We start from the raw sequence: 26880 nt of genomic DNA, 5'->3' as shown, positions 1-26880 counted from the left end.
TAAAAAAATATGTAAAGCTTATTGTAAAACTTAGATAGTATAGCTTTTTATTAAACTCTGAAGCGTTTTAAAGCGTATAGGTTTTGTAAGATAATCGTCCATTCCTGCTTCTAAACAAACGTCCCTTTCTTCTTTAAATACTCTAGCCGTTAGTGCTATAATTAGAATGTGCTCGTCTTCCTTTTCTAATTTTCTAATAATTTGTGTTGCTTCAATTCCACTAATTTCAGGCATTTGAATATCCATAAAAATTAAATCAAAGGTGTGTTTTTTGAATAATTCTACGGCTTCTTTTCCATTATTAGCTATTATTATATTAGCCTCTGGTACTATTTGCTTTATTAATTCCTTTGCTAATAATTGATTAACTGGATTGTCTTCTGCTACAAGTATATTATTTAGTGTCTTTTTAGTGCTAGAAATAATTTCAGGGAGTTCTATTTCAGGATTTATATTAATTTCATTCGTATTCTTTTGGTGCGGATTTATAATTCTTAATAATTGCACTAAAGTGATTGGTTTAGTATGGGTGTATTTTATATTAAATTCATTAGAAGCTTCAAGTATAAGTTTATCGTCTGCAGTACTGTGTAACAGCATAATTGGCAGTTTTTCTTGATCGAATTTCAGGGTGTTTCTTACATATTTAATAAAATCTATTCCATTCATGTAAGGCATATGATAATCTACAATAAGCAAATCAAATGTTCCTGGTTGCTCTAACTTTTCTATGGCTTCAATGGCATTAGAAACGATCTCACTGGTGCAATTTGCTACGGATAGCATGTCTTTTAAGATTTTTCTATTGTTCTTATTATCATCTACAACAAGAATGTTATTATATTTCTTTACTAAGTCGAAAGAAAGTTTAGAGTTACTATGGCATTTAAAATCTACTTTAAAAGAAAATGTACTTCCTATATTTAATTCACTTTCAACGTCAAGTTTACTATCCATTAAAGCCAATAATTTGTTACTTATGGTTAGGCCTAGTCCTGTTCCTCCATATTTTCTTGTGGTAGAACTATCTTCTTGATCGAAAGCTCCAAAGATTTTATCTAATTTTTCTGGAGTTATTCCAACACCAGTATCTCTAACTTGAAAAGTAAAGGTACCTTTATTAGTATCTGTAGAGTAATTGGTTCGCGATATTTTTAATTCAATTTCACCATTCTCTGTAAATTTAACAGCATTACTTAATAAATTGGTTAAAATTTGCCTTAGTCGAATAGGATCTACATCTATATAACGACTTATGGTAGGTTCGATATCTAATAAGATTTCTAAGTTTTTTTCTTCAGCTTGATATTTTATAATATCGACAGTCTGATGACATAATTCAAATATGTCGGTTTTCTCTTCGTGAAGTTCTAGTTTACCTGCTTCTATCTTAGAAAAATCAAGAATATCGTTAATCACATCAAGTAATAAGTTTGCAGAGCTATACACGGTTTTAACGTATTCTGCCTGACTTTTAGAAAGCGGTGTTTTTATTAATAAGTCGGTAAATCCAATAACTCCGTTTAACGGCGTTCTAATTTCATGACTCATATTTGCTAAAAATTCTGATTTTGATTTATTAGCAACTTCAGCTTGTTTTTTCGCTAGAATTAGAGACGTCTCGTTATTTTTAAGTTTGGTAATGTCTTGAAAGATACCGTACAATCTTCTGTTTTTGTTGTTAACTTGTTCGGCTCTCCCAATACTTCTAACCCATTTTTTAGTGTTTTGGGCTGTAATAATTTGACATTCTAAATCAAAAGATTCTCCTTTTTCTAAAGCGTCCTTAATTTTGTCTAATATCACTGGTCTATCGCCTTCTAAATAGAAGTTAATAGCTTCGTTCATATTTGGTTCATAATCTTCGGAAACCTCGTGAATTTTTCTAGTTACAGGACTCCAATAAATTTTTTCCTTAATTAAGTCTATTTCCCAACTACCTATTAATGCAATTTCATTAGACTGTTCGAGCATATTCTGTAACCTTAACCGCTCCATTATACTTTCTTTAAATTGTGTAATGTTTGCTGTATATATTAATAGACCACCAATTTTATTTTCACTTTCATACCATGGTTTTATTTGCCAAGTAATCCATTGTACAGATCCGTCTGCGCGTTCAATCATAGCTTCGTCGGCAGAATTTTCTGCACCATTAAGGCATTCATCGTGTATCTTTTTCCAATTCTCTTTAAGTTCAGGAAAGATGTCGTAATGCGATTTACCTATTATATTTCCTTCTAAATTGTAATCTTCTAGCCACTTGTTTGAAGCTGCTAAATACACCATATTTGTATCTAACATGGCGATAGCAGAAGGAGCTTCATCTATAAATAACTTGTTTTTATTTGTACTATTCTGTAAAGCTTCTTGATATTCCTTTTGCTTTGTTATATCCCAGTTGGTTCCCAATATTCTAACGGGAGTGCCTTGCGAGTCTTTAAATACAATCCCTTTGGCGCGAATATGATGAATAGAATTGTCCGGCCAAATAACTCTATAATTGGTATCGTATTCTTCTTGACCTTCAATGGTTTTTGTCAATTGTGATTCTATGCGGTTAATATCTTCAGGGTGGATTCTATCTTTCCAAAAGTTATAAGTATCATCTCCATCATAACCATCTGTAATACCATATAATTGAAACATGGTATTATCCCAATCTAATGAGTTATCCGTTAAATTTAAATCCCAAATCCCAATAATTGAAGCATCTAGTGCGGCTTGTAATTTGTGATTTGCTACTTCAAGTTTTGTTTCTGCTTTAACGCGTCTAGATATATCTCGTAATGCAACTAAAGTCACAAAGCCGTTTTTAGTGGCAATGGAATTTAATCTCATTTCTACAGGGAATTCATTGCCTTCTTTTTTGAGACATTGAACTTCAATCATTAATGAATTTAAGTTCTCTTGAAAATCAGAGTCGTTGTTTGAACAATCCTCTAAATATTGCATTAATTGTGCATTATGCTTTTCTCGTAACTTTTCAGGGATAAGACAGCTCATTTGCTTGCCTTTTAGCTCTTCCAAAGTATATCCAAAGACGTCTTCCATTAAACAATTAATGACTTCTATTTGGCCCAGCTTGTTTAATACAATCATGGGGTCTGGGGTCGCATTAAGATATGTATTGGTTACAGATAATTCCTCTTGAATAGAATATCGTTCGCGTTCTAAATTATTAATAAATTTCACGGTAAAGGTGAGTGCTATAATAATAATCGCGACAAAACTAACGCCTAAAATTGCTATAGAAAAATCTGCAGCCATGACGTCTTGACGATAGAGATAAATAATAATAAATGAAAAAACAATAGTAGAAATTAGTAGTTGAAAAAAAAGTCTTCTCATCATGAAATTTCCTAGTTCACTACCTTTAAATAAGCGAGTAAACCCTAAATAAGGTATCGTGAGCGAAACAGCAATACTTGCCATTAAAAAAGCAAGTGATGTATGAATGGCCATAGAAGAGATAAAGCTTAGTTTATCGAGAGTAGAAATTTTAAAGAAAAAAGCGATTATGGCTAGGAAGGATATAATAGATATAAAATGAGAAAGGTAAGCCGAAATGATTTTTAAGTTTCTATGTGTTGAATTTAAAAAAGCAAGCGTTAAACTCATTAATAGAAAGCATATGGATGTGGCCATAGACATTCTTCCAGGATGTAGATTTCCTAAAGATTCACTTTTTAAATCATTAATAAATAGCTGGTCGATCCCTAAATTAGAGTTGAAAACATCCTGAAATAGTGTAAGAAAAGCGATTAAAAAGAGACATGCGTTTAGTGTTAACGCTACATATTTGTATTTGATATTTCCATAAAATAAAATAATAGTAGCTAATAATAAAAAGCTAAAAGCGGTATTAAATTTCATGGTAGGTAATCCCGGAATAATCTGTGTAAAGAGGTCTAGGTTCATAAACCATCCTAGCATTACAGTGATCGCTATTAAAATTAAGGCTAAAGAAACATTCTTAGAAACTTTATTAAGTAGGGGCATAATTATTTTTTTCTATAAAGCAGTAGGTTGCTTTTTTTTGTTTATTCTGATTCCCTCCTAATACAGAATTTTATGTTATTAATTGCTTTTTGCACGGCTGTATTGAAACGTTCTTGAGTAATAGGTTTTACAAGAAAATCTACAACACAATTAAATTTGGATGCGTCAATAGCAAAGCTTTTGTCTGAACTCGTTAAAATAATTTTAGGAGGGTTTTTTAACGTTCGGATAAAATCAAGTCCCGATATTTCAGGCATTTTAATGTCTGAAAAAACAAGGCTTACCGTATTTTTATTTAAGTATTGAATAGCTTGGGTGGCACTTGGAAAACTGTTTTCAAGTGTCAGGTTTGGATTGTTTTTAATTAATTGTTCTAAAATAGCATGAGCTAATTCATCATCGTCTATAATGATACAATTCATATTATTTTTAATTAAGTTTACCTGTAATAATTAGTTATGGTATTCATGATTTCCTCAAAATTTAACTAATATTTTGAGTCGTAGTTTCTATAACGTATACAATGGGCAACTTTTTGCTACTAAAATACTTGTTTTATGTGTAAAACACTTCGTTGTTTGCGTGTTTTTTTATAATTGATATTCAATGCTTTACTAAATTTTTAATTCATTTACAAAAAAATCATGTTTTTTTAACACTTTATTGGCTCGAATACGGGGTGTAATATGCGAAACGTTTTATTGATTATTCGGTGCTTGTCGAGACCATGTTTAAGTGGCTAATCTTTAGGGCTTTTCTTACTTTTTTATGAAATTATAAGCCATCATCTTATGCGATGGTATTTTTGTGATCGAAGTGTTGAAGTTGTATGTGTCTGATTAATAGACGTGTATTTATGTTTTTTGAAAACAAATAAAATAACTACAATTAAAAACTGGAAAAATAAACCCATGTAATGAAGTGGGAAATAGATTTTTTGATACGCTTCTAAGTCATAATTTTTTTAAATTATTAGATGGTAATAGTCTTAAAATAAGGCGTTTTTAAAGGTAAAATTTAATCTTATTTCATGTTTATAATTTTATAAAATCTATTAGTTCTAAAAGAAATATATTTTTATTTTTTTTGTTAAAAAGGAAGTGTTAGTTCTAAAAATTAGAAACTTGATTTTTAAACTAATCAATATTTTCTTATCGCACATAAGTTCTTTCTATTGGGAATTCTATATTAAAGTCAGACATTATGTATCTTTATGTCAATTACAAATCATGTTTTTTACACATTAAATAAAAAAAAGATGTTCGGATTATTCAAAAAGAAATCAGAAAAGGAAAAGTTACAGGCGCAGTATGAAAGTCTATTAAAAGAGGCGCATACGTTATCGACGACAAATAGAAAAATGAGTGATCAGAAAGCTTTTGAAGCTGATGAAATCATGAAAAAACTTGAAAAACTAGCGTAACCTGTTTTGTAAAATATGGGGAAAGATAAAAAACCAGATAATGTTGTTTTCAATCCTGAAACACAAAAATACGATGCTTCATTAAAGAGGTATGCAACTAATGTTGGCGCGCCTGTAATTACAGCTGTAGATAATATTCCTTGGAAAAACAGAAGTATTAATAAGGTGAACCACAAAGTAAATGCCAAATATTTAGAACTAAAAGCTGAATATGAAGCGATGATGCAACAGTTTGAGTACAACAAACTTATTTTTGAAGCTAAATTCAATTTCGAGCCTATTCTTGGTGAAACATATCATCTCTATAAGCGAGACAATGGCGAGACGTTTCTTTCAATTATAGCTCCCGATCAATGCCGTTTTAATGGGTTAGGAAGTTTTTACTTAAACGCAGATCAAATCTGGGAAAAAATTTAATTTTAATATGACTACAGAAATAAAAGAATTCACAGAGAGACAATTAGATCGTATTATAGAAATGGCATGGGAAGACCGTACACCTTTTGAAGCGATTCTATTTCAGTTTGGTTTAGCAGAAAAGGACGTAATAAAAGTTATGCGTGGTAATTTAAAAGAATCAAGTTTTAAACGCTGGAGAAAACGTGTAAATAGTGGGGTGAGTCAGAAACACCTAAAAAAGCGCGATCCAGATATTACGCGATTTAAATGTTCAAGACAGAAAGCCATTTCGGGAAATAAAATCAGCAAACGATAGATCTATTAGTTTAAAAAGCATGAATTACAGCAAAAAGGATATCAGCGAACTTGACCGCGTTACGAGATTAAAAATTATAAATTCGGTTACAGGAATAAAACCTGCTAATCTTATTGGAACGATACATAATAATGGACAAACTAATTTAGCGATTTTTAGTTCTGTAGTCCATTTAGGAAGCGACCCTGCGCTACTAGGTTTTATAACGAGACCACAAACTGAAGATGTTGGGCATACCATTCGAAATATCCAAGAAAACGAGGTCTATACTATTAATCATATTCATCCTGAATTTATAAAAAACGCACATTATACATCCGGAAAATTTAAATCAGAAATTTCTGAGTTCGACAGATGTAATCTCACCGAAGACTATATCGACAATTTTAAAGCGCCATTTGTAAAAGAAAGTAATTTTAAGATGGGACTTCGTTTTAAAGAGGCTCTAAATATAAGTAACGGCACTACATTAGTTATTGGAGAAATAGAACATCTTATACTTCCTGACGATGCCCTTTTACATGGAGATATTGATTTAGAGACTACAAATAGCGTTGGGATTTCAGGATTGAACACTTACTATTCATTAAAGAAAATAGATAGTTATCCTTATGTAAGACTGAATAAAGTGCCAGAGTTTTAATGATTAACTCGTAACTTATTAAGTCTTTTCCATCACTTAAATCATGGCAAACTAAAACCTCAACTATGTTATTTAATACGAGTCATACAAATAAAGAATATACAAAAACGAGTGCAGAAATATTAGGTGATACGTTTTCATTGCTTGAAAAAATCAAGCTTGGAGGTGTAGGTTCTAGTCGGTTCGTTATCTCCCAGTTGAGTGCTAAACTACAGCCTAAAAATATGGAGTCTGTAGCGATAAATTATGCTAATATTGAATTAAGACCTAAAGGCATAATCGTACATTTTACCAATAAACTTGATCGATATTCGTGGATCATTCCGTATTACCGTTTAGTTGTCTATAATGCTCAAACATTTAGTATTCATGCAAATGGACATTTTATAAAGTTTAGTAAAAACAAGAATTATCTAGATAATAAAACATTTGTTGATAAGATGATTGACTCAAAAAACGAATTTTTGAATTTAGGATATTACGACGGTTAAGCCAATTTGTAACGCACACTATTCATCTATTTAATTCACCACAAAACTAAAGATTATGCTATCGGACACTATTTTTGATTTTAATAAAACAAGCAATACAGATCATTGGAACGTTGTAGACGATGCTGTAATGGGCGGGAAGTCTTCAGGTTTATTTTATCTAGATACCGCCGGGAAAGGTGTTTTTGAAGGGCATGTGTCTTTAGAAAATAATGGTGGATTTTCTACTGTGAAATACAGTTTCGATGCGATAAGCACAAAAGGGTTTTCAAAAATCAGTTTTAAAGTTAAGGGCGATGGTAAAGCTTATCAGTTCAGAATAAAAAGAAAGTCGACCGATAAATACGCGTATATTAATTACTTTAATAGCACGAAAGATTGGGAAACTTTCGAGCTGACTTTATCTGAAATGTATCCAACATTTAAAGGCCGAAAACTGGATATGCCGAATTATGATCAAGACAGTATTGAGGAAGTCGCCTTTTTAATAGCAAACAAAAAAGCGGAAGATTTTAAACTAGAAATTGATTCTATAGTTTTAAGCTAGAAACTAAACTTTTATTCTGTTTTTTCAGGTTCTATTTTTGGAAACAGTTCTTTTCCATTCCATTCTAAAACCCGTCTGATTACTTTGCTTTCAGTCCATTCTGTCTCATATTCTTTGGTTACCCCAGAATCGCTTTCGTATACTATTTTTCCTTCAACACCATCTTCGTCGGTCGGAAAAGTATATTCCTCCATAAACCAATATAAACCGGCGTCAGAAACTTGAGTATAATTCATAGCTTTTATTAGATCATTTCCATCATAGAATAAATAAATTCCGCCACTATCTACTCCGCAAGCTTCTGCTAAGTAGTTAATTTCGAATATACTTTTTATGTTTTCAAGTCCTTTGTTTCCGGATGCTTTTATTGAAAATGACCAAGTAGAAAGTTCTGAAATATTTTCTTTAAACTCTAGATTAGACTCCAAAACTCTTGTTTTTAGGAATAGTTTTGAGTCTTCCTTTTTTAAAGAAATAAAATAGGCTAAGTTTTTGTCAAAAACTCTGTCTAGTGAAATTAAGCTTCCAAGAACAAACCCTTCTTTATCTTTAGTCTTCACTTTATACCAAGGAGACTCAATGCCGTCGAACATCATTGTTAAGTCAGATTTTTCTAAAATTTCAATTTGCTCACCAATTTTTAAAAGCGTTAAAACATCAGATTCCGTATTTGGCTGGTCACGAAGTTTAACATCGTCCCCAAACATAAAGGCTATTTCACCGTTTTCGAATTCATAGTTATCAGAAAAGTATTTGGTATCTTGACTATAGCCAGTTTGGAAAATAAATAGAAATATTAAAAGTATTTTGTTCATGTTGTAATGTTGATATACAAATGTGATATTTTGTATTACGGCGTGTGAAAAATGAATGTAACTCACATTAAATCATTAAAAAGATTAGTGTTCAATGATAAACCAAATTAGAAAAATTAATCGGTAAAAATAAACTTAAAAAACGTCTTGAATAACAAAAAAAACAATAGATTATTTAGCAGATTGAACGCTATAAAGAACCATAAGTTTAAATAGATTGCCGATTGTTATTTTAAATGTTTCGTGATTTTAGAGCTCATGGGCTTTGTAATGGAATAGTAGTAATCTATTAGATTGCCGGTCTCATCGACTAGATATTTCTGAAAATTCCATTTTACACTAGAACTCTTTTTGCCGTTTAACGCTTTAGATGTTAACCAGGTGTATAACGGATGCTGCTTACTTCCTTTGACGTCTATCTTTTCGGTTAACAAAAAAGTAATACCAAAGTTAAGTTCGCAAAATTCCTGAATTTTCGAACCTTCACCAGGCTCTTGGTTTCCAAACTGATTGCAAGGCGAACCAATTACGACTAGGTTTTGTTTATAAGTATCGCTCAGCGTTTGTAATTCTTTGTATTGCTTTGTAAAACCACATTCTGAGGCGACATTCACAAAAAGTAATGTCTTTCCTTTAAATTCTGAAAGGGAAATCGGTTTATTAGTTATGCTGTTAATTTCTATAGCGTAAATCGATTGTGTCTTGGGTTCAGACGTCTTCTTGGTTGGCGCTAGTTTTGCTTTGTCTATTATTTTCATAACTATATTTTAAAAGATACAATACCACAATCCATTTCGAATATTTGCCCAGAAAATGAAGCGGCTTTATCCGATAATAAAAATTCTGCTGTTGCAGCGACTTCGTCAGGATTTAAGAACTTTTTTAAGGGGTGACGTTCGGTAATGCTTTGAATCATTTTTTCGTTACGCAATAATTTAGATGCAAGATCGGTATCTGTTACTGTAGGGGCAATAGCATTAACCCTTATGGTTGGTGCTAATTCTGCGCCTAAAGATTTTACTAAGCCTTCTACACCAGATTTTGAGGTCGCAACACTCGCATGAAATGGCATACCTAATTTAGAAGCAACAGTACTAAACAATAATATAGCCGGATGTGTACCTTTTTTTAGTTGAGGTAAATACTTCTGAACCGCTTTAACAGCCCCTAAGACATTAACTTCGAAATCGGCTCTAAAATCGTCTAAACTTAATCGAGAAATGGGTTTAAGATTTATACTTCCTGGACAGTATACAAGCTTATCTACATGTTCTAAATCCGGCAATTCATCAGTCAAGATATCACAGGTGTAATGTGTTAAATTAGGATGCTCCGTCTCGGGAGGTGTTCTGCTAATGTTAATCACCTTGTGGTTTTCTAGCATAACATTTATTATGCTTTTGCCAATGCCTTTACTACCACCAATTATTGCTATAGTTTTCATGTAATAAATTTAAGTTGTTATGAGAAAATGATCTTATACAATAATACCCATTTTGTTTTTTTATTAGTATTAAAATAAAGCTAAAACTGTACACGTAAGTGTTTCGTGTTTTAACCTCTAAAGAGAATCTATGAATTTATGTAATCATTTTATATTCAATGGATATAGTATGTTAATCGCTGTTGTTTTTAATAACGTTATCAACTTTAAAAGAAAAGAGTTTATTTTCTAATTCATTTTATAGGCTTTAGGTGTTTATAATGATAATAGAGTGGTTTTTTGTTGTTTTAATATCATAATCAGCAATAAAATGAACAAACGTGTATAAAATTATGAATAAATTTGATTAGAATCTCAATAAGATTAAATTGATTTGAAAACTTTGGAATAATATTCTGTTGAATTTTAATCATACCGTAATATGGCATGAAATCTAGTCTCTTGCGTTACTTCTTAAAGTCCGCAGAAATAAAGGTACCTAAACACTTATGGTATACTTTTAAGGTAATGTTCAGGCTTTAATCCGATTATAAAACAGGTGTTTGGAAAGTTTGTTGAAGACTTGAAAATGCATCTCATTAAAAATTAAAATAGAAAATCTAAAATAGTAACAATGAAAAAGAACCTCAACCTCTTACTTGTTTTTACAGCGATAACACTATGTATTGTAGGCTGTAAATCTAAAACCGAAAAGAAACCAACCGAAACCGTTGCTAAAATAACCGAAGCTGTAGCGTTCACTACTAGTTTTACTTACGAGGATATTACAGGTATTGGAGAAGACAGTGTGTATAACCGTCGTGATAATAGTGATATTATAAAAGTGGGAGATACATATTATATTTGGTATTCTAAAATGGATCATCCTGAAACTGCAGGATATTGGGCAACCATTTGGTATGCGACATCTAAAGACGAAGGATATACATGGCAGGAGAAAGGTATGGCTTTAGGTTTGGGAACAGAAGGCGCATTTGATAGTCATTCGGTATTTACTCCTAATATTCTAGCTTTTAAAGGAAAATATTACCTGTATTATACAGCCGTAAAGCCGACACCGGGAAATCCTGATAATAAGTTTGAAAATAATAGTACTACAGATGTTACGGCTATAGGTGTAGCGGTTTCAGATAGTCCAGATGGTCCTTTTACACGCATTGAGAATAATCCGCTTATAGAAGTTAGTAGCACACCGGAAGACTTTGATAGTTTTAGAGTCGACGATGCAAGTTTGTTGGTTAAGGATAATAAAATCTGGTTATACTACAAAGGACGTTCTATAGCCCATGGAGCAAAAGGACCGGGTTTAACAGAAATGGGCGTTGCGATGGCCGACAATCCCGAGGGGCCATTTGTAAAACATAAAGGATCGCTTTTAGATAAGAGTCATGAAGTGTTAATCTGGAAACAGGACAATGGTATCGCATCTTTAGCGTCTATTAGCAAAACCATTAATTATGCCGAAGATGGGATTAATTTCACGCCTTTGTACGACGGTTTGGTTAAAATTCCTGTAGCTCCAGGTTTGTATAGGCCCGATTTAGAAGATGGAAGTCAAGCCACAGAAACACCGGGATGGGGCATTTCTTTAAAAGGTAAAAAAGGGTATGCATATTTTGCGCGCTTCGAAATGAAACAGGAATAAGTACACTGCAATCTAAGTTTAAAAGCCTCATTATTTTATGAAATAATGAGGCTTTTAAATGTTGTAGTATGACGTTTTTGGTGAGTTATAAATGATAACAAATGGCCTGCTAGATATTTAAAGTATCATACTCTTTGTGACAGAGCGAGGAACAACTGCAAAGAAATCTTATCCTAAAAACTTACCACTTTCTGCTTCATATATAATGAGAAACTAGGCTAAGAAAAGCACGTCACTCAAATTTATGAATCAAAGTAAGGTGTCTTGTTGTTTAAGCTTCTATCCAATTTTTAATAGCCGTATTATAACTTCTGCCAGATGTAATATTTGTTTTTATTTTATTATTCAGTGTAATGATAAACCGGCTATTAAAATACTTCTGAATATCGTGTACATACTCCTTGTTGATAATTGTACTTCTATGAATTCTTATAAATTGATTGGGTAATTTAGACGCTAATGTTAAGAGCGACTCTTCGGTTAAATAGGTTTCGTTTATGGCGTGTACTTTTACATAGCGTTCTTCAGCCTGAAAATGACTAATGTCTTCCAACTTTACAAAAAATAGTTTCTCCCCTTTTTTAACCGTAATGGATGTCATTTTCTTTTCTTCTTTTTGAGCAGAAAGTTCTTTTATTAATTCCAAAACATTTTGAGATATTGGATTTTTGCTAAACAGTTTTAATTTATTAACGGACTGCTGTAAACGTTCAAGTTTTACAGGTTTTAGTAAATAATCGACACTATTGGTTTCAAAAGCTTTTAAAGAATATTGATCGTAAGCGGTGCAAAATATCACGATTGGAATAACATCGAGTTGTTCTAATAATTCAAAACCTGTTAACTCTGGCATTTCAATATCTAAAAAGATAAGATCGGGTTTTAAGGCTTCTATTTTTTCTTTGGCATCGGTACCGTCTTCAGCTTCGTCAATCACGTTAAAGGTGCTTGGGAAATTTCCGAGTAACTTCAATAAACGCATTCTAGCCGGTGGTTCATCGTCTATAATAATAGTGGTGTAAGGCCTCATTCTTTGCTTATAAATAGTCTGTAATGAGTTTTTTAAAGCTATTTGTAGATGAGGAAAACTTTATGGTTTCCTTTACCACTGTTCCTTCTTTATCTACTAAAGTATAATGCGGAATACCAGTTATATTAAACTTGATTTTTAAATAGTTCCATTCATCATTGGACACTCTGTAATGTTCGCCTTTAATTTGAGGAATCATGTTGTTATAAGTCTTTTCTGGAGAAGATTGATCCGTGATATATACAAAAACAACATCTTTATCTTTCAATTCTTCTTTCATAGGTTTCATTTTTTCCATTCCTGAACGACAAGGTCCACACCAAGTTGCCCAAAAATCTACAAATATGACTTTACCCTTGTATTTCTCTGTGATGGCATTAAAAACCTGATCGGCTTCTGTATTTGATGTTTCGTTTACCACATAGCCCGTTGCATTTTTATTATGTTCTATTTTCGCTAATCCTCTTTCGTTTTCATAAACCAAAAATTCTTGTGCAAACGGGGTTTCAATATTCTTTGATACATATTTTAATTCAGGGGTCGATAATGGTGATAATTGCTCGACAATGGGAGCAGAGATAAACTGTGTAATAAATATATCGGACATCCAAGATTCCTCTTCATCAAATAAAGCTATTGTGTTTTCAATGTATTGTCTTTGAAATTCCTTTTTAGTGTATTCTTGTATTTCGTTACTATACTTTTTAGAAACGGCTTGATTTCTATTATTCCGCTCGGTAGTATAAAACGCTTTAAACTTTTCTTTTTCTTTTTCAGTTAGTATATTATTTTGTGCTTTTTGTTTAGCAATTTCATCCTCCGAAAATGTAATATCTAAGGGTTTTGCGTAATTAATAATAGCATCAATATTAGAACCCTCTGTATTTAGGATCTCTTTTCGTTCTTCTTCTGATAATTTCTGATAGAGTACACCAAACTTCCTATTAAAACGACTTAAAACCGTTTTGTTATTAGTATTAAAATCGGCCCGTCTTTTTAAAGCAATCGCATTTTCTTTATTAAATTTTATTTGCTCATTTATCAATTCTTGCTCTTCTTGTGTGATAGTTATGCCTTTAGATTGAAGCATTTCAGCCAATGCTATGCCTTCTGGAGGTGTTACTCCTAAATTTTTAAAGGCATTGAAAGGTTCGCTAAAACGTAAACGATTTATAAAACTTGAATATTCTGAAGTAAGTACAGCTGTTTTATTTTTGAGTATTTCAGGGGTTAAAAAACTAACATAAGCACTATCTATTTTAGGTTCTTTCCCGTTTTTGCTATATATATCATAACTTAAAACCGCTCCGTAAAAGTTATAATCTAACTCTAAACGCATCACTTGGGTTATTTTTTTACTTAAAAATCGTGTTTTAATCGCTTCATCTAATTTGGCTATTTCACTGTTGTAAACCTTTATACAGGCATCTTTATATTCCTGAAGCGCTATTTTTTCTATATTTCTATGAAGTTTATTATAGCCGTTATAATTACGTATGTCCTTTAAGCTCGCTAAGCCTGAATTTATTTCTGCAAGATCACCCGCAAAAAATACATCATTTGGACTTCCAGAATTTATTAATTCCCAGGTTTCCTTCCCAGGCTCGAAAAATACAGATGCATTATAACCCGGAAATCTTACAAAAGCTTCTTGCGGATAATACATCGGGAACTTTACCGAAAAGCGACCATCGTCTTTAATTTTAACCAAATGCGACTCTTGATTTCCTGTAAAAATATTGTTTACATGAATCATTCCTGTTTTTTCTTTACTCAGTTCACTGCTATAATTTCTAATAACCCCAGAATACGTGGTAGAGTCTATTTTAAAAATATCGGACTCTAAATAGGGTACGTCATTTTCTAGTTTAAAATCTTTATTTTCAGTTCGGTTTAAACTATAGGTAGTAAGTTGCTTTTTGTTTTCTCCAAAAGCTACTGTTTTATCTGTATTTAATTTCGCGTAAATAATTTTAGTTTCATTCCCCTTTTCTAAGGTGATTTCGGATTTTGTTTTTTTGTGTTTAACGGATTTATAAGTCCATATGTCTTTGTTTATGATAGCGCGATCATAATAAAAACCATAGCCCCATTCATTACTTCCATCGGTTTTTAACCAATTTCCTATTAAGTGCTTTGGTAATACAGAACCGTATTTGTCTTCGTCAATAACAAGATCATGAACGTACCAGCTTCCTTTTTCATGTCCACCAAAAAAATCGATTTTGCCTATTTCTGTTTTTGCATTAGGAAAATACAATTTGTAATTTACCTCTCCTGATTTTGGCATATTATAATGCTCATCTATAGGAATACCATCTGCTTTCGTTAAAAATAATTTTTCGTCGCTATTCATGCCTTTTATATAAGTTGCTGATGGAATGTTAATCCAATATTTAGGCTTATATTCAATATGAAAATGAAGTACGGTGGCATCCTCTAAGACTTCTATTTTGGTTATTTTCCCAGGTAAAGAATTAAATCCGTATTGTGGGTTCTCAATTATTTTTTGGGAAAATCCAAATTGAATTGCTACTAGTAGCAGTAGTACTGTAATTTTGGTGGTCATAATGTGGTAGGTTTTAGTGAAAGTAAATTATATTTTAAGTTTATATGGTGATTTTCAATGGTTTAACGGTAAATTAACAGTTATTGTCTTTTTAGTTGTGTTTTCCCATGTTAAAGACGCGTTATCACCATAACTTAAGCGCAGTAAATCGTTAACTGTTTGCAGTCCGTGGCCACTTATTAGACTTTTTGGAAAATCGGGTCCGTTATCGCTCACACGAATAAAGAGGTTGTTTTCTTCTTTAATTATTTGCAACGCTATTTTTGCCTCGCCTCTAATTTTAGAAATGCCGTGTTTAATAGCATTTTCTACCAAAGGTTGTAATATGTACATGGGGATTTTTTTATCTAAAATGCTTTTGTCAATATCTAACTGAAAGGTTAAGCGGTCTCCAAAACGGATTTTTTCGATGTCTAAATAGTTTTCAACCATTTGGACTTCTTCTTCAATAGTGCTCATTTTTTCGCCCTTTTTATTAATGGAATAGCGAAATAAATCAGATAACGACAGTGCCATTTTTTCTGTTTTATCGGCATTGGTATGTGCTAAACCTGCAATAGAGTTTAAGGCATTATATAAAAAATGCGGATTGATGTGCGATTGTAATAATTTAAGTTCTGACTGTGCATTAACTTCTTTTAATCTGCTTAACTCGACGTCTTTTTCTTTTACTAAGGATTCTGAAAAATGGTTTAGGTAGATTAGGATGCCTCTGCCCAGCGCCAATAGTAATGCTACATTTGTAACTATTGTGTAATCGAAATCAGCTTCAAAAAATTTATTTGTTATAAAATTAGAAATCATCATTGGTAATTGAATTGCTAAAAAAACAAAACTCGATTTTAAAACAAGTTTTACACTAAAATCAAACCAATCCTTAAGTAAATATTTTTCCAAAACCCATGTAAAAAACGAGCTAATTACTGCCAATAATATTCCGGAAATAATAAAAACGATTATAGCACCTACTTGAAATTGATTTTTAAATTCATATTTCATGTTTGAATTAAAGAAATATAAATTGACTATTACAATGGAAGCAATTAAAAAAGGCGTTAAAAAGTTTAAATATGAATATTTAAACTTTTTAGTTGAAAAAATACTGAACGATAACACAAAAACAATAAGACTTAATAGGACTATAATACTAATAACAACAGAGCGCATCAATCCATAATTAATAAAATTAAAGGCGTATCCGAATTGATAATTGCTATATAAAAAGTCTTTAAATTGACTCAGAAAATCATCCGAATATAACTTTTTTAATAAAAACTTATCATCTTCTGTAAATGAGTAATTAATAGGATTTAACTCTACTGTATTAAATACTGAATTAATCATTAGTTCTGAAACAGAAGAAACATCTACTAAATCACTTGCTTCTAAATGTATTTTACATAAACTTCTCCAAAAGAAATAAGAAATATTTTGTTCTCTTTTTTCAAAAGAAATGTCTTTTGGAAAATTAAAATAGATAGAGGAATAGATTTTGTTTTTTCCAGGGTGTGTATACTGTTCTAAATAAACAGCTCCTCCATCTTCTAATTTAATAAAGCCAGGACTGTAAAGGTCTCTTAACAAAACTTCCTTATCTCCAAATGACAATGTTATGACCTTTGCGTCTTTAGAATCATGAAGACTTATTTTATCATTGTTTTTGTTGGTAACAAATGTTCGGTCTTCAGATAGAATTCCATGTGTATTATGAAAATACTCAATAGTTTTGTTTGGAGCTAAAACTCTTAACTGACTCATTAAATTTTCTACAACTAAGCTGTCTTGTGCTGTAGCGCCTTCAAGGGCGTATGAAATAGCGCCAGTAAATTTCGGGACTCGACTCGTTTTTCCATCAAACAATCTGTTTTTAACATAATCCCAACCTCTGTTTTCAGGTTTAAAAGGTATTTTAGTAGGTGAGTAATTTCTAAACGTTCCATATTGTGATGAAGATATAACTGTTTTCTCTTTTATTAATGAGAAAATGGATATTGATACAATAACAATTAAAACAGAAATTAATAATAATATTTTTTTCTTCATCACAGTAAATTTAAATATGTATACCACAAATAAACTTTAAAAGGCCTTTTGAAAAAATGGGTTTCGGTTAAACTGCAATATTTCTGTATAAGTTGCATGTAGTGTCTTTATTTCTAATTCATCCAGTTTTTAATAGCGTCGTTATAACTTCTTGCAGACGTGAGACTCGAGTGACGATAAATCTGACTCTAAAAAGATTTAACTTTATATCGTATTCGATAAAATAAACTAAGCAAGATTATTTTACTTTAAAGAAGCTAGCGTATTTAAAGTGTGTTCTTTTTTATGCTTGGATACACTAACCATGCTTCCGTCATTCATTAAAATATAGCCACCATCTTTTTTTACAAAAGATTTAACGTGTATGCTATTAATTAAATGGGATTGGTGCGTTCTAATAAATTGATGTGAACATAGCAGATCATCCCATTCTTTTAAGGTTCGTGATACGAGTATAGAGCTACCATTGTTAAGAAAAAACAACGTATAATTGTTTTCGCTTTTACACCTTACAATCTCATCGATAGATACAAAATAAAGTTCTTCGGCTGTTGGCAATGCGATTTTTTGAGGTTGATTTATGTTCTTTAAATTTTGAACTAAAAATTTCAATTTCTGATTTTCCTTTTTTTCGGAAACAACTTGAGCCACCTTGGATACAGCGTCTTTTAATTCTGAGATGGCTATAGGCTTCATTATATAATCTAAAGCACAAGATTTAATCGCTTTAAGTGCATACTTGTTATAAGCAGTTACGAAAATGACTTCAAAATTTACATTACCCATAGATTCTAACATGTCGAATCCGTTTTTGTTGGGCATTTCAATATCTAAAAGCACTAAATCTGGTTGTAATTTCGAAATGAGTTCTACCCCTTGATCGGCCGAACATGCCATGCCTACAACATCTACATTGGGGCAATTTTTATCTAGCAACCGTTTAAGATTTTCTAAATTATGGGATTCATCATCAATTATAATACTTTTAATTGTCATGCTATTTGTGTGGTAATAACCATGGCGGTTAATTAAAAATTAATAGGTTAAAGGCATATAAATTTCAACATATGTTCCTGTGTTTTTTGTGTCGTGTTCAGAGGCATCGGTAATAATCACTTTTGCATTTGTATTATAACTTTCGTTAATGAGATCGATACGGTCTTTAGCTAACCGAATGCCGTATTTTTCGCGCTTATAATGTGACGTTTTTTTTGTCTGAGCTTTTTCAATCCCAATCCCATTATCAATAATGGTACACACTAAATGGTCGACATCTAAGTTAAACAACATTTTTAACTGTCTATCCCCTTGTTTTTCATTTAAACCATGAACTATAGCATTTTCTACAAAGGGCTGAATAAGCATGGCTGGAATCTCTGTGAGTTGTAAATCTAGTTCTGGATCGATGATAATATGATATTCAAAATAGAAACGTAATTTTTCCAATTCTAGATATTTTTTTATAGAGGAAATCTCGTCGTCTAAAGGGACCAAGCCTTTATCGCTTTTATCTAAAGTTAACCGCATAAGTTGAGCGAATTCGGTTAAATAATGATTTGCTTTTTCGTTATCACCTTTGTTAATAAGATTTTGTATGGCGCTTAATGCATTAAATATAAAATGAGGATTCATCTGAGACCGAATCCCTTTTAGTTGCATTTCTGTAAACTTACGTTTCGTTGTTTCCTTCTTTTTGGTTAAGGCCAATTTCCATTTAAAAAGGCAATAACTTAGTATTAAAAAGGCGATTATTATAATAGAAATAAACCTATAGATATACTTCTGAATGAATGATTCTTTTTTAAAAACAACAGTCTCAGAAAAATGGGTATTTATAAACTGTTCGTTATTATTCGTATAATTATGGGCAAAATAATACTCTTTGTTTTCATATAAAACAAGGTAATAATGTGCCTGATCTAAAGAAATGGCATAATCTATTTTATAAACTGTATTAAAATAAGATAGTTCAGACTCTTTAATGTTTAATGTGCTCCCTAAGGTATGCCAATTCCCGATAAGAGATTCGGGTAAGGTTTTTGAATCTGTAACTTTAGCTTTAGTGAGTGTTGATATTTTATAACCTTCGTCTAAAACTATACGTGTCTCATCTATTTCTGCAACATTTATATATTTTATATCAGAATTATAAGTGCATGTAAAATTTAGTGATTTATCTGCTTTAAGAATTTCGTTATAATAAAACAACTCATTGTTTATAACGATGTAGTCTTGAGAAACGATAAGAACAACTTCGTTTTTGTTGTTAATCCAACTTCCTAAGTAATATTCCGAGAGCTCCGTTGGTAATATACTTACTTGCGCCATTGTTATTAAAGGCATAAGGCATAGTAAAAAAAAGAGTTTTGTGACTTTCAATGAAATATTATTTAGAATTATTTTTTAACGTTTATAGAGCAGTTTAACAACGTATTTTGGTTGCACTAAAACTGTACATTTTTAATTTGTGGTAGTTCGTAATTATGTTACATTTTATTATCAGTTAGATGTGCTTTCCCAAAATCGAAGTCAGTTGTTTTGATGAGTTCACCAGAATCTTTGTCGTAGTATTTCCACGGTCCATCTTTCAGCTTATTTTTATAATGTCCCTCGATTATAGGCGTCCCACTTGTATTATATAACACATATTTTCCGTGTTTTATATTTACAGAATACATTGTAATTTCTTTAAGGTTACCTTCTAAATCGAATTGTTTTACTTCTCCGTTTAATTGGCCGTTGGTATAGTTTCGTTCTTCCGTTACAGTTCCTTCAGTATTTTTTGTCAGACATTTTCCTGTAAAGGCTCTGTGGTCTTTAAAAGCCGATTTTCCATCTTTACCTTGCATTGTTAATTTATTACAATCGTAAATTTTAGATTCAGGCTGTTGGGCAAAAGAAAGTAATGAAAAGGTGAAAAATGTTAATACTAAAATTTTGTTCATAATAGCGATGTTAAATGTTTACTTCTGGAGCAACGTTATGTTTGCGTGCGTAAATTTTTATAAATAAGTTATTCTAATTCATTCCAAATGTTTTCATAGTATCACTTTCTATAGTCAAAACAATAATTTCCCAATTGGCAGTTAAACGACTTTTTTGGTCTTCAACGCTTACTTTTAATTTTTCATGTGCTTTGTTAGATTTAAAAATAAAATCGCCTGCATTTCCAGTAAATTTAAATTCATAAGGTGTTTGTAGTCCTTTTGTAGTTTTTCCGTTTTGTACCATATCAAATACAATTGGATGTTCAGAAGTGATTTTAAAAACTCTTTCGTTCTCAACATTGAAATTTGTAAACGAAAATGTGATAAAAATAGCTAGAATTCCGATTACAGATAAGATTGCTTTTTTCATGATTTTATAAATGTGTTATTCTAATTTCTCGTATCGCATATCTGGGTATCCGCGAGGTGTTAAAACATAAGTATGGTCTGTCTTAGTTGCTCTGTAATAATCGTAAGTGCCTTTATCATAAAGAATAAACCAAACGTCCTCGCCTGATTGAGATTCTACAACTTGAACAATTTGTTTGTTTTTACTGCCTTTTATATCTGTAGTGTTTTGTGCGTTGTTATAAAGATAATCCTTCGAGATTGTTATTTTGTTGCCTGAATCATTTTTTAAACCCCATGTGCCAATCATGGCTTTGGGAACTTTACTAATACCTGATTTTTTTACTAAAGTGCTTAATTTCTGATTTCTAATGGTCATACCTGTCTCGCTAAGATCCAGGACTTCAAAACCACCATTTGAAAAACTTAAGACAAATTTTGTATCGCTAATTTTGACAATGTTTTGATAATACTGAATTCTAGAATCGAACATGACATAATCTTCGGTCGTAAGAAGTATAAGTGTACCGTATTTGTCATGCCAATTCCCGAAAAATGATTTAGGTAAATCTCTTGGAAGTAAGCTGTTAGATTCTGATAATTTTTCTCCTACAACAATGGAATATGTCTGGGAGGGCATTTGTATACCTGTTTTAAGGGGCCAGCCGTTCATGGTCTTTGGAGATAGAGGGTACCCTTTTTTTATGGTGTAATTAGAAGCCTTATTTAGATTTGAATTACCAATGAAGTTCACACCATCTTTTGTAAGGTCTAATTTATATATATTCCAATTACCTCCAGGATTAGATTCTCCAAAATTAATCTTCTTTATATCTTTTGGTAATGGAGGGAAAAACAATTTGTATCGAATCTCGTCCGAATTGGTTATGGTATGTTTTTTTTTCATTTCAATGCCGTCGGATTTCGTAACATATAAGCGCCCATCAGAAGCACGGGCATCTTCAATATATGTTTGTTTAGGGATGAAAATCCATGATCCTATGGGTACTTTAATATGGAAATGAAGTATTGTGGCCTCTTCTGTAAGCTCAACCTTTGTTATAGTCCCAGAAAGATTACTAGAAACATAATCTGGATTATTAATCGTTTTCTGTGCATTCACACTTATAGAAAACATTAAAATGAATAAAAATAACAAATGATTTTTCATAGGTCTGTACGTTTTATTCAAATATACTCTAGGTATTTGGCTAAATAGTTGTCAAATTAGAATTCGGCCTAATAAAATGAGTAATTGGCAGAAATAAGCTAGAAAAGTAAGATGTCTTATGTGTAACGTCAATTAAAATGAATCAGATGGAAGTCTCCATGAGACTACTGTAAAGCGTCTTAGACGAAAAGACTATTTGGGTGTAATCAATTGTATGTAGTAAATCGAGTTTAAACCCCATTTTTATAGCGCAAAAAAATAAACCCAAGAAAAAAATAAATTCTTGGGTTCTTAATATATTTTACTTAATTAAATGTTGAGGTAAGTTTTGAACTTTTTCGCAGCAAAGTTGTTCCATAACTTGCTGAAATTCGCGTTTCATTAAGGAAATTGTATGATCGCCTCCGTCTTTTCCTAGTGCACCAACACCATACATGAAACTACGTCCCATAAAGGTGAATTCGGCGCCATTTGCCATGGCTCTAGCGATATCTGGACCACCACGTAAACCTGAGTCTACCATGATTTTAATATCGTTTTTATATTTTTTAGCTAAATGTGTCATAGGCACGATTGAAGATTGTCCCGCGTCTAATTGTCTACCACCGTGATTGGATACAATTAAACCATCGACACCCAAATTAATGGCTTTTTGCGCATCCATTTCGTTCACCACACCTTTAATTACTAATTTACCTTTCCATTGGTCTCTAATAGAGGCAATGCGGTCTTCATTAAGTCGCCCAGAAAAGGTAACATCCATAAATTCTCCTAACTTTTTTAAATTTAGTCCTTTAGGCATATAAGGTTCCAACGTTTTAAAAGCAGGTTGCCCATGAATTAAAGTTTGAATAGCCCAATCTGGTTTTTTTAAAACTTCAATAATATTTTTTAGACTCATAGAAGGCGGCATGGCTAAACCATTTCTTACATCTCTTGGTCGGTATCCAAACGTAGGAACATCTGCTAAGATGACTAAAACATCTGTTCCGGCATTAGCGGCTCTATCTAATAAATCGCGTTTAACTTTTTCTTCTGCTGGGTGATATAATTGAAACCAAGATTTTCCTTCTGTCAATTCTGCTACGCGTTCAATACTAGAAGTGGTAACGGTACTTAAAATAAAAGGGACATTATGATTGAAAGCGGCTTTGGCTAAAATTTCTGGCGAGTTTGGCCACATTAAACCTTGAAGTCCAACTGGCGCGATACCAAAAGGGGCATTGTAGGTATGTCCAAACAATTCAGTTCTTAAGTCGGATTTATCAAATTTTGATAAATACTGGGGCATTAACTCTATTTTCTGAAGGTCGGTACGATTTTTATCTAAATTAATGTCTTCGTTACATCCTCCATCTAAATACTCAAAAGCAAATTTTGGCATTTTAACCTGCGCTCTTTTTCTTAAGTCTGTTACGGAAGGATATTTTGGATTTATTTTTATTTCCATGCTATTAATTCTAAACTTTTAATTGATATATGTTTTCCATTAAAACCCATTTTTCTCCTTTTTTAGCTACAGGAAGCGCTTGTTGGTATGTCCACATTAACGTTTCCCATTCGTCTATTTTAGCTTTTTCTTGATCTGATTGAGACCGTTCTTCTAATTGGGCATTTTTGTTTTCTTCTGTAATCATAAATAGGCGATTGCCTACATGATAGATTTCCATAACTTCAATACCAGAATCTAAAATACTTTGTTGAATTTCTGGCCACACGTTTTTGTGATACTCAATATATTCTTTAATTAATGTCTCGTCATTAACTAAGTCTAAGGCATAGCAATATCTCATATTTATTTATAAATTTTTAATGTTCTGTAACCATAGAAAGCAATGAAGCAAAAACATATAAAAGGAAGAATAAACGAGAAGTTTACACCTGTAAAAGGGCCTATTTTTTCCATGTCTATTAAAGTACCTTGTAATATTGGCATTAATGCACCTCCTACGATAGCCATAACCAGACCCGCAGCACCTAAAGCCGTATCGTCTTCTGGTAAGCCGTCTAATGCAATTCCGTAAATTGTTGGAAACATTAAAGACATAAAAGCAGAGGTTGCTACTAATAAATATAAACCTAGTATGCCTTCAATTAAAATAACACCTGAAATAGTAACCATGGCACAAAGCGCAAAAATCATGAGTAATTTTTTAGCGTTTACATATTTCATTAAAAATGTGCTTATAAACCTACTTAATAAAAATATGGTCATGGCAATAATATTGTAGTTCTGAGCTTCAGCTTTCGGTATACCTAGGTTTCCCGCGTATTGGATAATAAATGTCCAACACATAATTTGAGCCGCAACATAAAATAACTGAGCAAAAACACCTTCTCTGTATTTTCCGTTTTTAAATAACCTTTGAAAAGAAGATTTAGCACTACTGTACTTTTTATTCTTTTTCGTGTCTGGCATTTTTGTGATAGAAATGAGAACCAACATAGCAATAACTACGAAGCCAAGGATCACGTAAGGATCTCTAATTATAGCTAAATCGTGCGTTCTAATGATGGCTTTCTGTGCTTCTCCTAAGGTGGTAAAAATTAATTCGCCTGCTTCATTTCTTTTGTCAGAATCTAAAGCGACAAGTATGAATTTTGAAGCTACAAACATTCCGAAAAGTGAACCTATAGGATTAAAAGCTTGTGCTAAATTTAAACGCTGGGTTGCAGTACGTTCGTCTCCCATGGACAGAATAAATGGGTTAGCGGTAGTCTCTAAGAATGCCAATCCGAATGTTAAAATATAAAGGGATCCAAGAAAGAAACCAAACACTTCATTTTCTGCTGCAGGATAAAATAATAAAGCCCCGATAGCGTATAATGTTAATCCTAATATAATCCCTGATTTATAACTGTATTTTCTAACAAATAATGCTGCAGGTATAGCCATAGTAGCATATCCGCCATAAAAAGCGAGTTGCACTAAAGCGGCCTTTGCTGTAGAGATTTCCATAACGGTTCCGAATGCCGCTACCATAGGATTGGTAATGTCATTTGCAAAACCCCAAAGCGAAAATAAGGAGGTTATAATTATAAAAGGAATTAATACCTCTCTAGAAACTACAGGGATTTTTTCGGTGGTGTTCATGATTGTAATTTGGTTAGTTTGTTTAAAAAGCAAACACTATTCGGTGTATAGATACTAATTTCTCTATTAAATGAATAGTGTTTGCTAGTTTATATTTCTTATTTAAATTATCTGTATTGTGCGTAGATCACTTTAGTTTGAAGATATTCTTCCATACCATGCTTTCCATCTGCTCCACCTATACCAGATTTTTTCCAACCGGCGTGGAAACCTTGGATGGCTTCGAAGTGTTCTCTATTGATATAAGTTTCTCCATATTGTAATTCTTCTGCAGCATGCATGACTTTGTTAAAGTTTTCTGAGAAGATAGAAGATGTTAATCCAAATTCACAGTCGTTTGCTAAAGCGATGGCTTCATCAAGTGTGCTAAATTTCATTACTGGTAAAACAGGGCCAAATACTTCTTCTTGAATAATTTGCATATTCTGAGTTACATTGGTCAGTAAAGTTGGTTGATAGAAATACCCTTTATCAAATCCTGGAGTTCTAGTTCCACCAACGACAACTTCTGCACCTTCTTTTTTAGCGAATTCAACCATTTCAGAAACTTTATCCAATTGCGCTTTAGACACCAAAGCACTCATGTCTGGATTGTTTTTAGAGAATGCATCTTCTACTTTTAAAGATTTCATTTTCTTGGCAACCATATCTAAGAACTGATCGTGAATCGATTCTTCTACATAAAGACGCTCTGCACAGTTACAAACTTGTCCGCTAAACGTAACTCTTGACGTTACAACAGCATTAACAGCCAATTCTAAATTAGCATCTGCACAAACAATAGCAGGCGCTTTACCACCTAATTCTAGAGATACTTTTGTGATGTTTTTAGAAGCAGCTTCCATTACCATTTGACCGGCACCAACACTACCTGTTAAGCTAATAATTCCTGTGATCGGACTAGATGAAAGTGCATTACCTACAATACTACCTTTACCACAAACATAATTTAAAACACCAGCAGGAACGCCTATTTTTGAGATTAATCTAGCAAATTCCATAACCGTATTAGGTGCAATAGAACTTGGGTTAATTACACAAGTGTTACCTGTAATTAAAGAGCCTGCAACTTTTCTTGCCATGACAAAGAAAGGGAAGTTCCAAGGTAAAATTCCAACTGCTACACCAATTGGTGCTTTATGTAAAAAGATGTGTTCTTTACTTCTGTCACTTTGAATGATTTCTCCTTCAATGCGTCTTGCAAAACCTGCATAATAATCAAAATAGTCGGCAGTTACATCAATTTCAACTTGTGCTAAACCCATAACCTTAGCTTGTTCTGCTGCTAAAGTTTCAGCTAAAAACACACGATTATCACGAATAACATCTGCCATTTTATTTAAATAGTTACCTCTTTCAATAGCAGGAAGAGATTTCCAAGCATGTTGAGAGGCTTTTGCAGCGTCTAATGCTAATTCAGCATCTTTAACACTTCCAATAGGCATTAATGATAAAACTTCTTCGGTGCAAGGATTTAAAATTTCAATGACATCTGTGGACGTCGATTTTACAAATTTTCCATTTATGTACTGTTCAAATGTTTTCATGTTCTATTTTTTTTAATTCAGTTTTAATTAAGGGTTCGATTGTTTGTGATTGTATTTAATTTAAAGATAAAGCTAAATACTAATTATATTGACAAAATATACTTACCAAATTTATATTATAATTAGTTTTTAATAATTATCTATTACAATCAATAATATGTATAATTTAAACATTAGAACTGTGACAGTTTTTGTGCGATATGTTGAGATGCTAATACTATTCCTTTTAAGTTTTTGCAGTCTAAATTAGACCCTAATTGGTTATAGTGCCTCGCCGTAAATTGGAAAATTATTAATTTAAAAGAGACTTAGTGTCGCTTTGCCACCATTGACTTTGATATACGATATTGATGTCTCATTTTACAA

The 26880-nt window shown here is 32.1% G+C and carries 24 protein-coding genes; 7 read left to right on the top strand and 17 right to left on the bottom strand.

Annotated elements, in window-relative coordinates:
- Positions 1–30 precede the first annotated feature (30 nt).
- Both ACFFVB_RS00800 and ACFFVB_RS00795 read right to left on the bottom strand, forming a co-directional pair.
- The gene (locus tag ACFFVB_RS00800; protein ID WP_382380185.1) at positions 31–4002 is read right to left on the bottom strand and encodes a response regulator; all 3972 of its coding nucleotides are present in this window, start codon (positions 4000–4002) and stop codon (positions 31–33) included.
- A gap of 41 nt (positions 4003–4043) precedes the next feature.
- Positions 4044–4424, bottom strand: coding sequence for a LytR/AlgR family response regulator transcription factor (locus ACFFVB_RS00795; RefSeq protein WP_382380183.1), 381 nt, complete (start codon positions 4422–4424; stop codon positions 4044–4046).
- An 836-nt stretch (positions 4425–5260) separates the two neighbouring features.
- Here ACFFVB_RS00795 and ACFFVB_RS00790 point away from each other — a divergent pair.
- The 6 genes from ACFFVB_RS00790 to ACFFVB_RS00765 all read left to right on the top strand — a co-directional run bounded on the left by ACFFVB_RS00790 (position 5261) and on the right by ACFFVB_RS00765 (position 7821).
- Positions 5261–5425, top strand: a complete 165-nt coding sequence (locus ACFFVB_RS00790; RefSeq protein WP_382380181.1) for a Lacal_2735 family protein — start codon at positions 5261–5263, stop codon at positions 5423–5425.
- 15 nt (positions 5426–5440) lie between these two features.
- Positions 5441–5842, top strand: coding sequence for a DUF2452 domain-containing protein (locus tag ACFFVB_RS00785; protein WP_382380179.1), 402 nt, complete (start codon positions 5441–5443; stop codon positions 5840–5842).
- Positions 5843–5849: 7 nt separating this feature from the next.
- The gene (locus tag ACFFVB_RS00780; RefSeq protein WP_382380177.1) at positions 5850–6140 is read left to right on the top strand and encodes a TIGR03643 family protein; all 291 of its coding nucleotides are present in this window, start codon (positions 5850–5852) and stop codon (positions 6138–6140) included.
- Positions 6141–6159: 19 nt separating this feature from the next.
- A complete protein-coding gene (locus ACFFVB_RS00775; protein WP_382380175.1) occupies positions 6160–6783 on the top strand; it encodes a flavin reductase family protein in 624 nt (207 codons plus the stop codon).
- A 65-nt stretch (positions 6784–6848) separates the two neighbouring features.
- Positions 6849–7274, top strand: a complete 426-nt coding sequence (locus ACFFVB_RS00770) for a hypothetical protein (protein WP_382380173.1) — start codon at positions 6849–6851, stop codon at positions 7272–7274.
- Positions 7275–7329: 55 nt separating this feature from the next.
- Entirely contained in the window at positions 7330–7821 is a 492-nt protein-coding gene (locus ACFFVB_RS00765) for a CIA30 family protein (protein WP_382380171.1), read from the top strand.
- An 11-nt stretch (positions 7822–7832) separates the two neighbouring features.
- Here ACFFVB_RS00765 and ACFFVB_RS00760 read toward each other — a convergent pair whose 3' ends face one another.
- The 3 genes from ACFFVB_RS00760 to ACFFVB_RS00750 form a co-directional block, all read right to left on the bottom strand.
- Positions 7833–8636, bottom strand: a complete 804-nt coding sequence (locus ACFFVB_RS00760; RefSeq protein WP_382380169.1) for an SH3 domain-containing protein — start codon at positions 8634–8636, stop codon at positions 7833–7835.
- A gap of 227 nt (positions 8637–8863) precedes the next feature.
- Complete coding sequence (locus tag ACFFVB_RS00755; RefSeq protein ID WP_382380167.1) at positions 8864–9394, bottom strand: glutathione peroxidase; 531 nt, start codon at positions 9392–9394, stop codon at positions 8864–8866.
- Between the two features lie 2 nt (positions 9395–9396).
- Positions 9397–10080, bottom strand: coding sequence for an SDR family NAD(P)-dependent oxidoreductase (locus tag ACFFVB_RS00750; RefSeq protein ID WP_382380164.1), 684 nt, complete (start codon positions 10078–10080; stop codon positions 9397–9399).
- A gap of 613 nt (positions 10081–10693) precedes the next feature.
- Here ACFFVB_RS00750 and ACFFVB_RS00745 point away from each other — a divergent pair.
- The gene (locus ACFFVB_RS00745; protein ID WP_382380162.1) at positions 10694–11725 is read left to right on the top strand and encodes a family 43 glycosylhydrolase; all 1032 of its coding nucleotides are present in this window, start codon (positions 10694–10696) and stop codon (positions 11723–11725) included.
- 271 nt (positions 11726–11996) lie between these two features.
- On the opposite strand, the gene ACFFVB_RS00740 is transcribed toward ACFFVB_RS00745, so the two are convergent.
- The 12 genes from ACFFVB_RS00740 to aldA form a co-directional block, all read right to left on the bottom strand.
- Positions 11997–12755: a LytR/AlgR family response regulator transcription factor gene (locus ACFFVB_RS00740; RefSeq protein WP_382380160.1), complete on the bottom strand. Its 759-nt coding sequence runs from the start codon at positions 12753–12755 to the stop codon at positions 11997–11999.
- A gap of 7 nt (positions 12756–12762) precedes the next feature.
- On the bottom strand, positions 12763–15324 hold the full coding sequence (locus ACFFVB_RS00735; RefSeq protein WP_382380158.1) for a TlpA family protein disulfide reductase: 2562 nt from the start codon (positions 15322–15324) through the stop codon (positions 12763–12765).
- Positions 15325–15378: 54 nt separating this feature from the next.
- The gene (locus ACFFVB_RS00730; RefSeq protein ID WP_382380156.1) at positions 15379–17367 is read right to left on the bottom strand and encodes a sensor histidine kinase; all 1989 of its coding nucleotides are present in this window, start codon (positions 17365–17367) and stop codon (positions 15379–15381) included.
- Between the two features lie 243 nt (positions 17368–17610).
- Positions 17611–18363, bottom strand: a complete 753-nt coding sequence (locus ACFFVB_RS00725) for a LytR/AlgR family response regulator transcription factor (protein ID WP_382380154.1) — start codon at positions 18361–18363, stop codon at positions 17611–17613.
- Between the two features lie 39 nt (positions 18364–18402).
- A complete protein-coding gene (locus tag ACFFVB_RS00720; RefSeq protein ID WP_382380152.1) occupies positions 18403–19710 on the bottom strand; it encodes a sensor histidine kinase in 1308 nt (435 codons plus the stop codon).
- A gap of 143 nt (positions 19711–19853) precedes the next feature.
- On the bottom strand, positions 19854–20312 hold the full coding sequence (locus ACFFVB_RS00715; protein WP_382380150.1) for a toxin-antitoxin system YwqK family antitoxin: 459 nt from the start codon (positions 20310–20312) through the stop codon (positions 19854–19856).
- Positions 20313–20385: 73 nt separating this feature from the next.
- Positions 20386–20724: a hypothetical protein gene (locus ACFFVB_RS00710; protein ID WP_382380148.1), complete on the bottom strand. Its 339-nt coding sequence runs from the start codon at positions 20722–20724 to the stop codon at positions 20386–20388.
- 15 nt (positions 20725–20739) lie between these two features.
- Positions 20740–21873 carry a hypothetical protein gene (locus tag ACFFVB_RS00705; RefSeq protein WP_382380146.1) on the bottom strand — a complete coding sequence of 378 codons (1134 nt, stop codon included), beginning with the start codon at positions 21871–21873 and terminating at the stop codon, positions 20740–20742.
- A 301-nt stretch (positions 21874–22174) separates the two neighbouring features.
- Positions 22175–23323 (bottom strand): alpha-hydroxy acid oxidase, encoded by a 1149-nt coding sequence (locus tag ACFFVB_RS00700; protein WP_382380144.1) that lies wholly within the window; start codon positions 23321–23323, stop codon positions 22175–22177.
- Positions 23324–23333: 10 nt separating this feature from the next.
- Positions 23334–23666, bottom strand: a complete 333-nt coding sequence (locus tag ACFFVB_RS00695; protein ID WP_382380142.1) for an L-rhamnose mutarotase — start codon at positions 23664–23666, stop codon at positions 23334–23336.
- A gap of 2 nt (positions 23667–23668) precedes the next feature.
- Positions 23669–24967, bottom strand: a complete 1299-nt coding sequence (gene fucP / locus ACFFVB_RS00690; protein WP_382380140.1) for an L-fucose:H+ symporter permease — start codon at positions 24965–24967, stop codon at positions 23669–23671.
- 107 nt (positions 24968–25074) lie between these two features.
- Positions 25075–26514, bottom strand: coding sequence for an aldehyde dehydrogenase (aldA, locus tag ACFFVB_RS00685; protein ID WP_382380138.1), 1440 nt, complete (start codon positions 26512–26514; stop codon positions 25075–25077).
- Between the last annotated feature and the right edge of the window lie 366 nt (positions 26515–26880).

The organism is Formosa undariae (assembly GCF_042427615.1).
Classification (GTDB): Bacteria; Bacteroidota; Bacteroidia; order Flavobacteriales; family Flavobacteriaceae; genus Formosa; species Formosa undariae.
This window is presented reverse-complemented; position numbering and strand designations above follow the sequence as displayed.

Coding starts and splice junctions, on each gene's coding strand:
- ACFFVB_RS00755 (WP_382380167.1), bottom strand. CDS start 9,394: ATGAAAATAATAGACAAAGCAAAACTAGCGCCAACCAAGAAGACGTCT.
- ACFFVB_RS00735 (WP_382380158.1), bottom strand. CDS start 15,324: ATGACCACCAAAATTACAGTACTACTGCTACTAGTAGCAATTCAATTT.
- ACFFVB_RS00715 (WP_382380150.1), bottom strand. CDS start 20,312: ATGAACAAAATTTTAGTATTAACATTTTTCACCTTTTCATTACTTTCT.
- ACFFVB_RS00720 (WP_382380152.1), bottom strand. CDS start 19,710: ATGCCTTTAATAACAATGGCGCAAGTAAGTATATTACCAACGGAGCTC.
- ACFFVB_RS00775 (WP_382380175.1), top strand. CDS start 6,160: ATGAATTACAGCAAAAAGGATATCAGCGAACTTGACCGCGTTACGAGA.
- ACFFVB_RS00770 (WP_382380173.1), top strand. CDS start 6,849: ATGTTATTTAATACGAGTCATACAAATAAAGAATATACAAAAACGAGT.
- ACFFVB_RS00745 (WP_382380162.1), top strand. CDS start 10,694: ATGAAAAAGAACCTCAACCTCTTACTTGTTTTTACAGCGATAACACTA.
- ACFFVB_RS00730 (WP_382380156.1), bottom strand. CDS start 17,367: ATGAAGAAAAAAATATTATTATTAATTTCTGTTTTAATTGTTATTGTA.
- ACFFVB_RS00790 (WP_382380181.1), top strand. CDS start 5,261: ATGTTCGGATTATTCAAAAAGAAATCAGAAAAGGAAAAGTTACAGGCG.
- ACFFVB_RS00725 (WP_382380154.1), bottom strand. CDS start 18,363: ATGACAATTAAAAGTATTATAATTGATGATGAATCCCATAATTTAGAA.
- aldA (WP_382380138.1), bottom strand. CDS start 26,514: ATGAAAACATTTGAACAGTACATAAATGGAAAATTTGTAAAATCGACG.
- ACFFVB_RS00740 (WP_382380160.1), bottom strand. CDS start 12,755: ATGAGGCCTTACACCACTATTATTATAGACGATGAACCACCGGCTAGA.
- ACFFVB_RS00760 (WP_382380169.1), bottom strand. CDS start 8,636: ATGAACAAAATACTTTTAATATTTCTATTTATTTTCCAAACTGGCTAT.
- ACFFVB_RS00695 (WP_382380142.1), bottom strand. CDS start 23,666: ATGAGATATTGCTATGCCTTAGACTTAGTTAATGACGAGACATTAATT.
- ACFFVB_RS00785 (WP_382380179.1), top strand. CDS start 5,441: ATGGGGAAAGATAAAAAACCAGATAATGTTGTTTTCAATCCTGAAACA.
- ACFFVB_RS00800 (WP_382380185.1), bottom strand. CDS start 4,002: ATGCCCCTACTTAATAAAGTTTCTAAGAATGTTTCTTTAGCCTTAATT.
- ACFFVB_RS00710 (WP_382380148.1), bottom strand. CDS start 20,724: ATGAAAAAAGCAATCTTATCTGTAATCGGAATTCTAGCTATTTTTATC.
- ACFFVB_RS00705 (WP_382380146.1), bottom strand. CDS start 21,873: ATGAAAAATCATTTGTTATTTTTATTCATTTTAATGTTTTCTATAAGT.
- ACFFVB_RS00795 (WP_382380183.1), bottom strand. CDS start 4,424: ATGAATTGTATCATTATAGACGATGATGAATTAGCTCATGCTATTTTA.
- fucP (WP_382380140.1), bottom strand. CDS start 24,967: ATGAACACCACCGAAAAAATCCCTGTAGTTTCTAGAGAGGTATTAATT.
- ACFFVB_RS00765 (WP_382380171.1), top strand. CDS start 7,330: ATGCTATCGGACACTATTTTTGATTTTAATAAAACAAGCAATACAGAT.
- ACFFVB_RS00780 (WP_382380177.1), top strand. CDS start 5,850: ATGACTACAGAAATAAAAGAATTCACAGAGAGACAATTAGATCGTATT.
- ACFFVB_RS00750 (WP_382380164.1), bottom strand. CDS start 10,080: ATGAAAACTATAGCAATAATTGGTGGTAGTAAAGGCATTGGCAAAAGC.
- ACFFVB_RS00700 (WP_382380144.1), bottom strand. CDS start 23,323: ATGGAAATAAAAATAAATCCAAAATATCCTTCCGTAACAGACTTAAGA.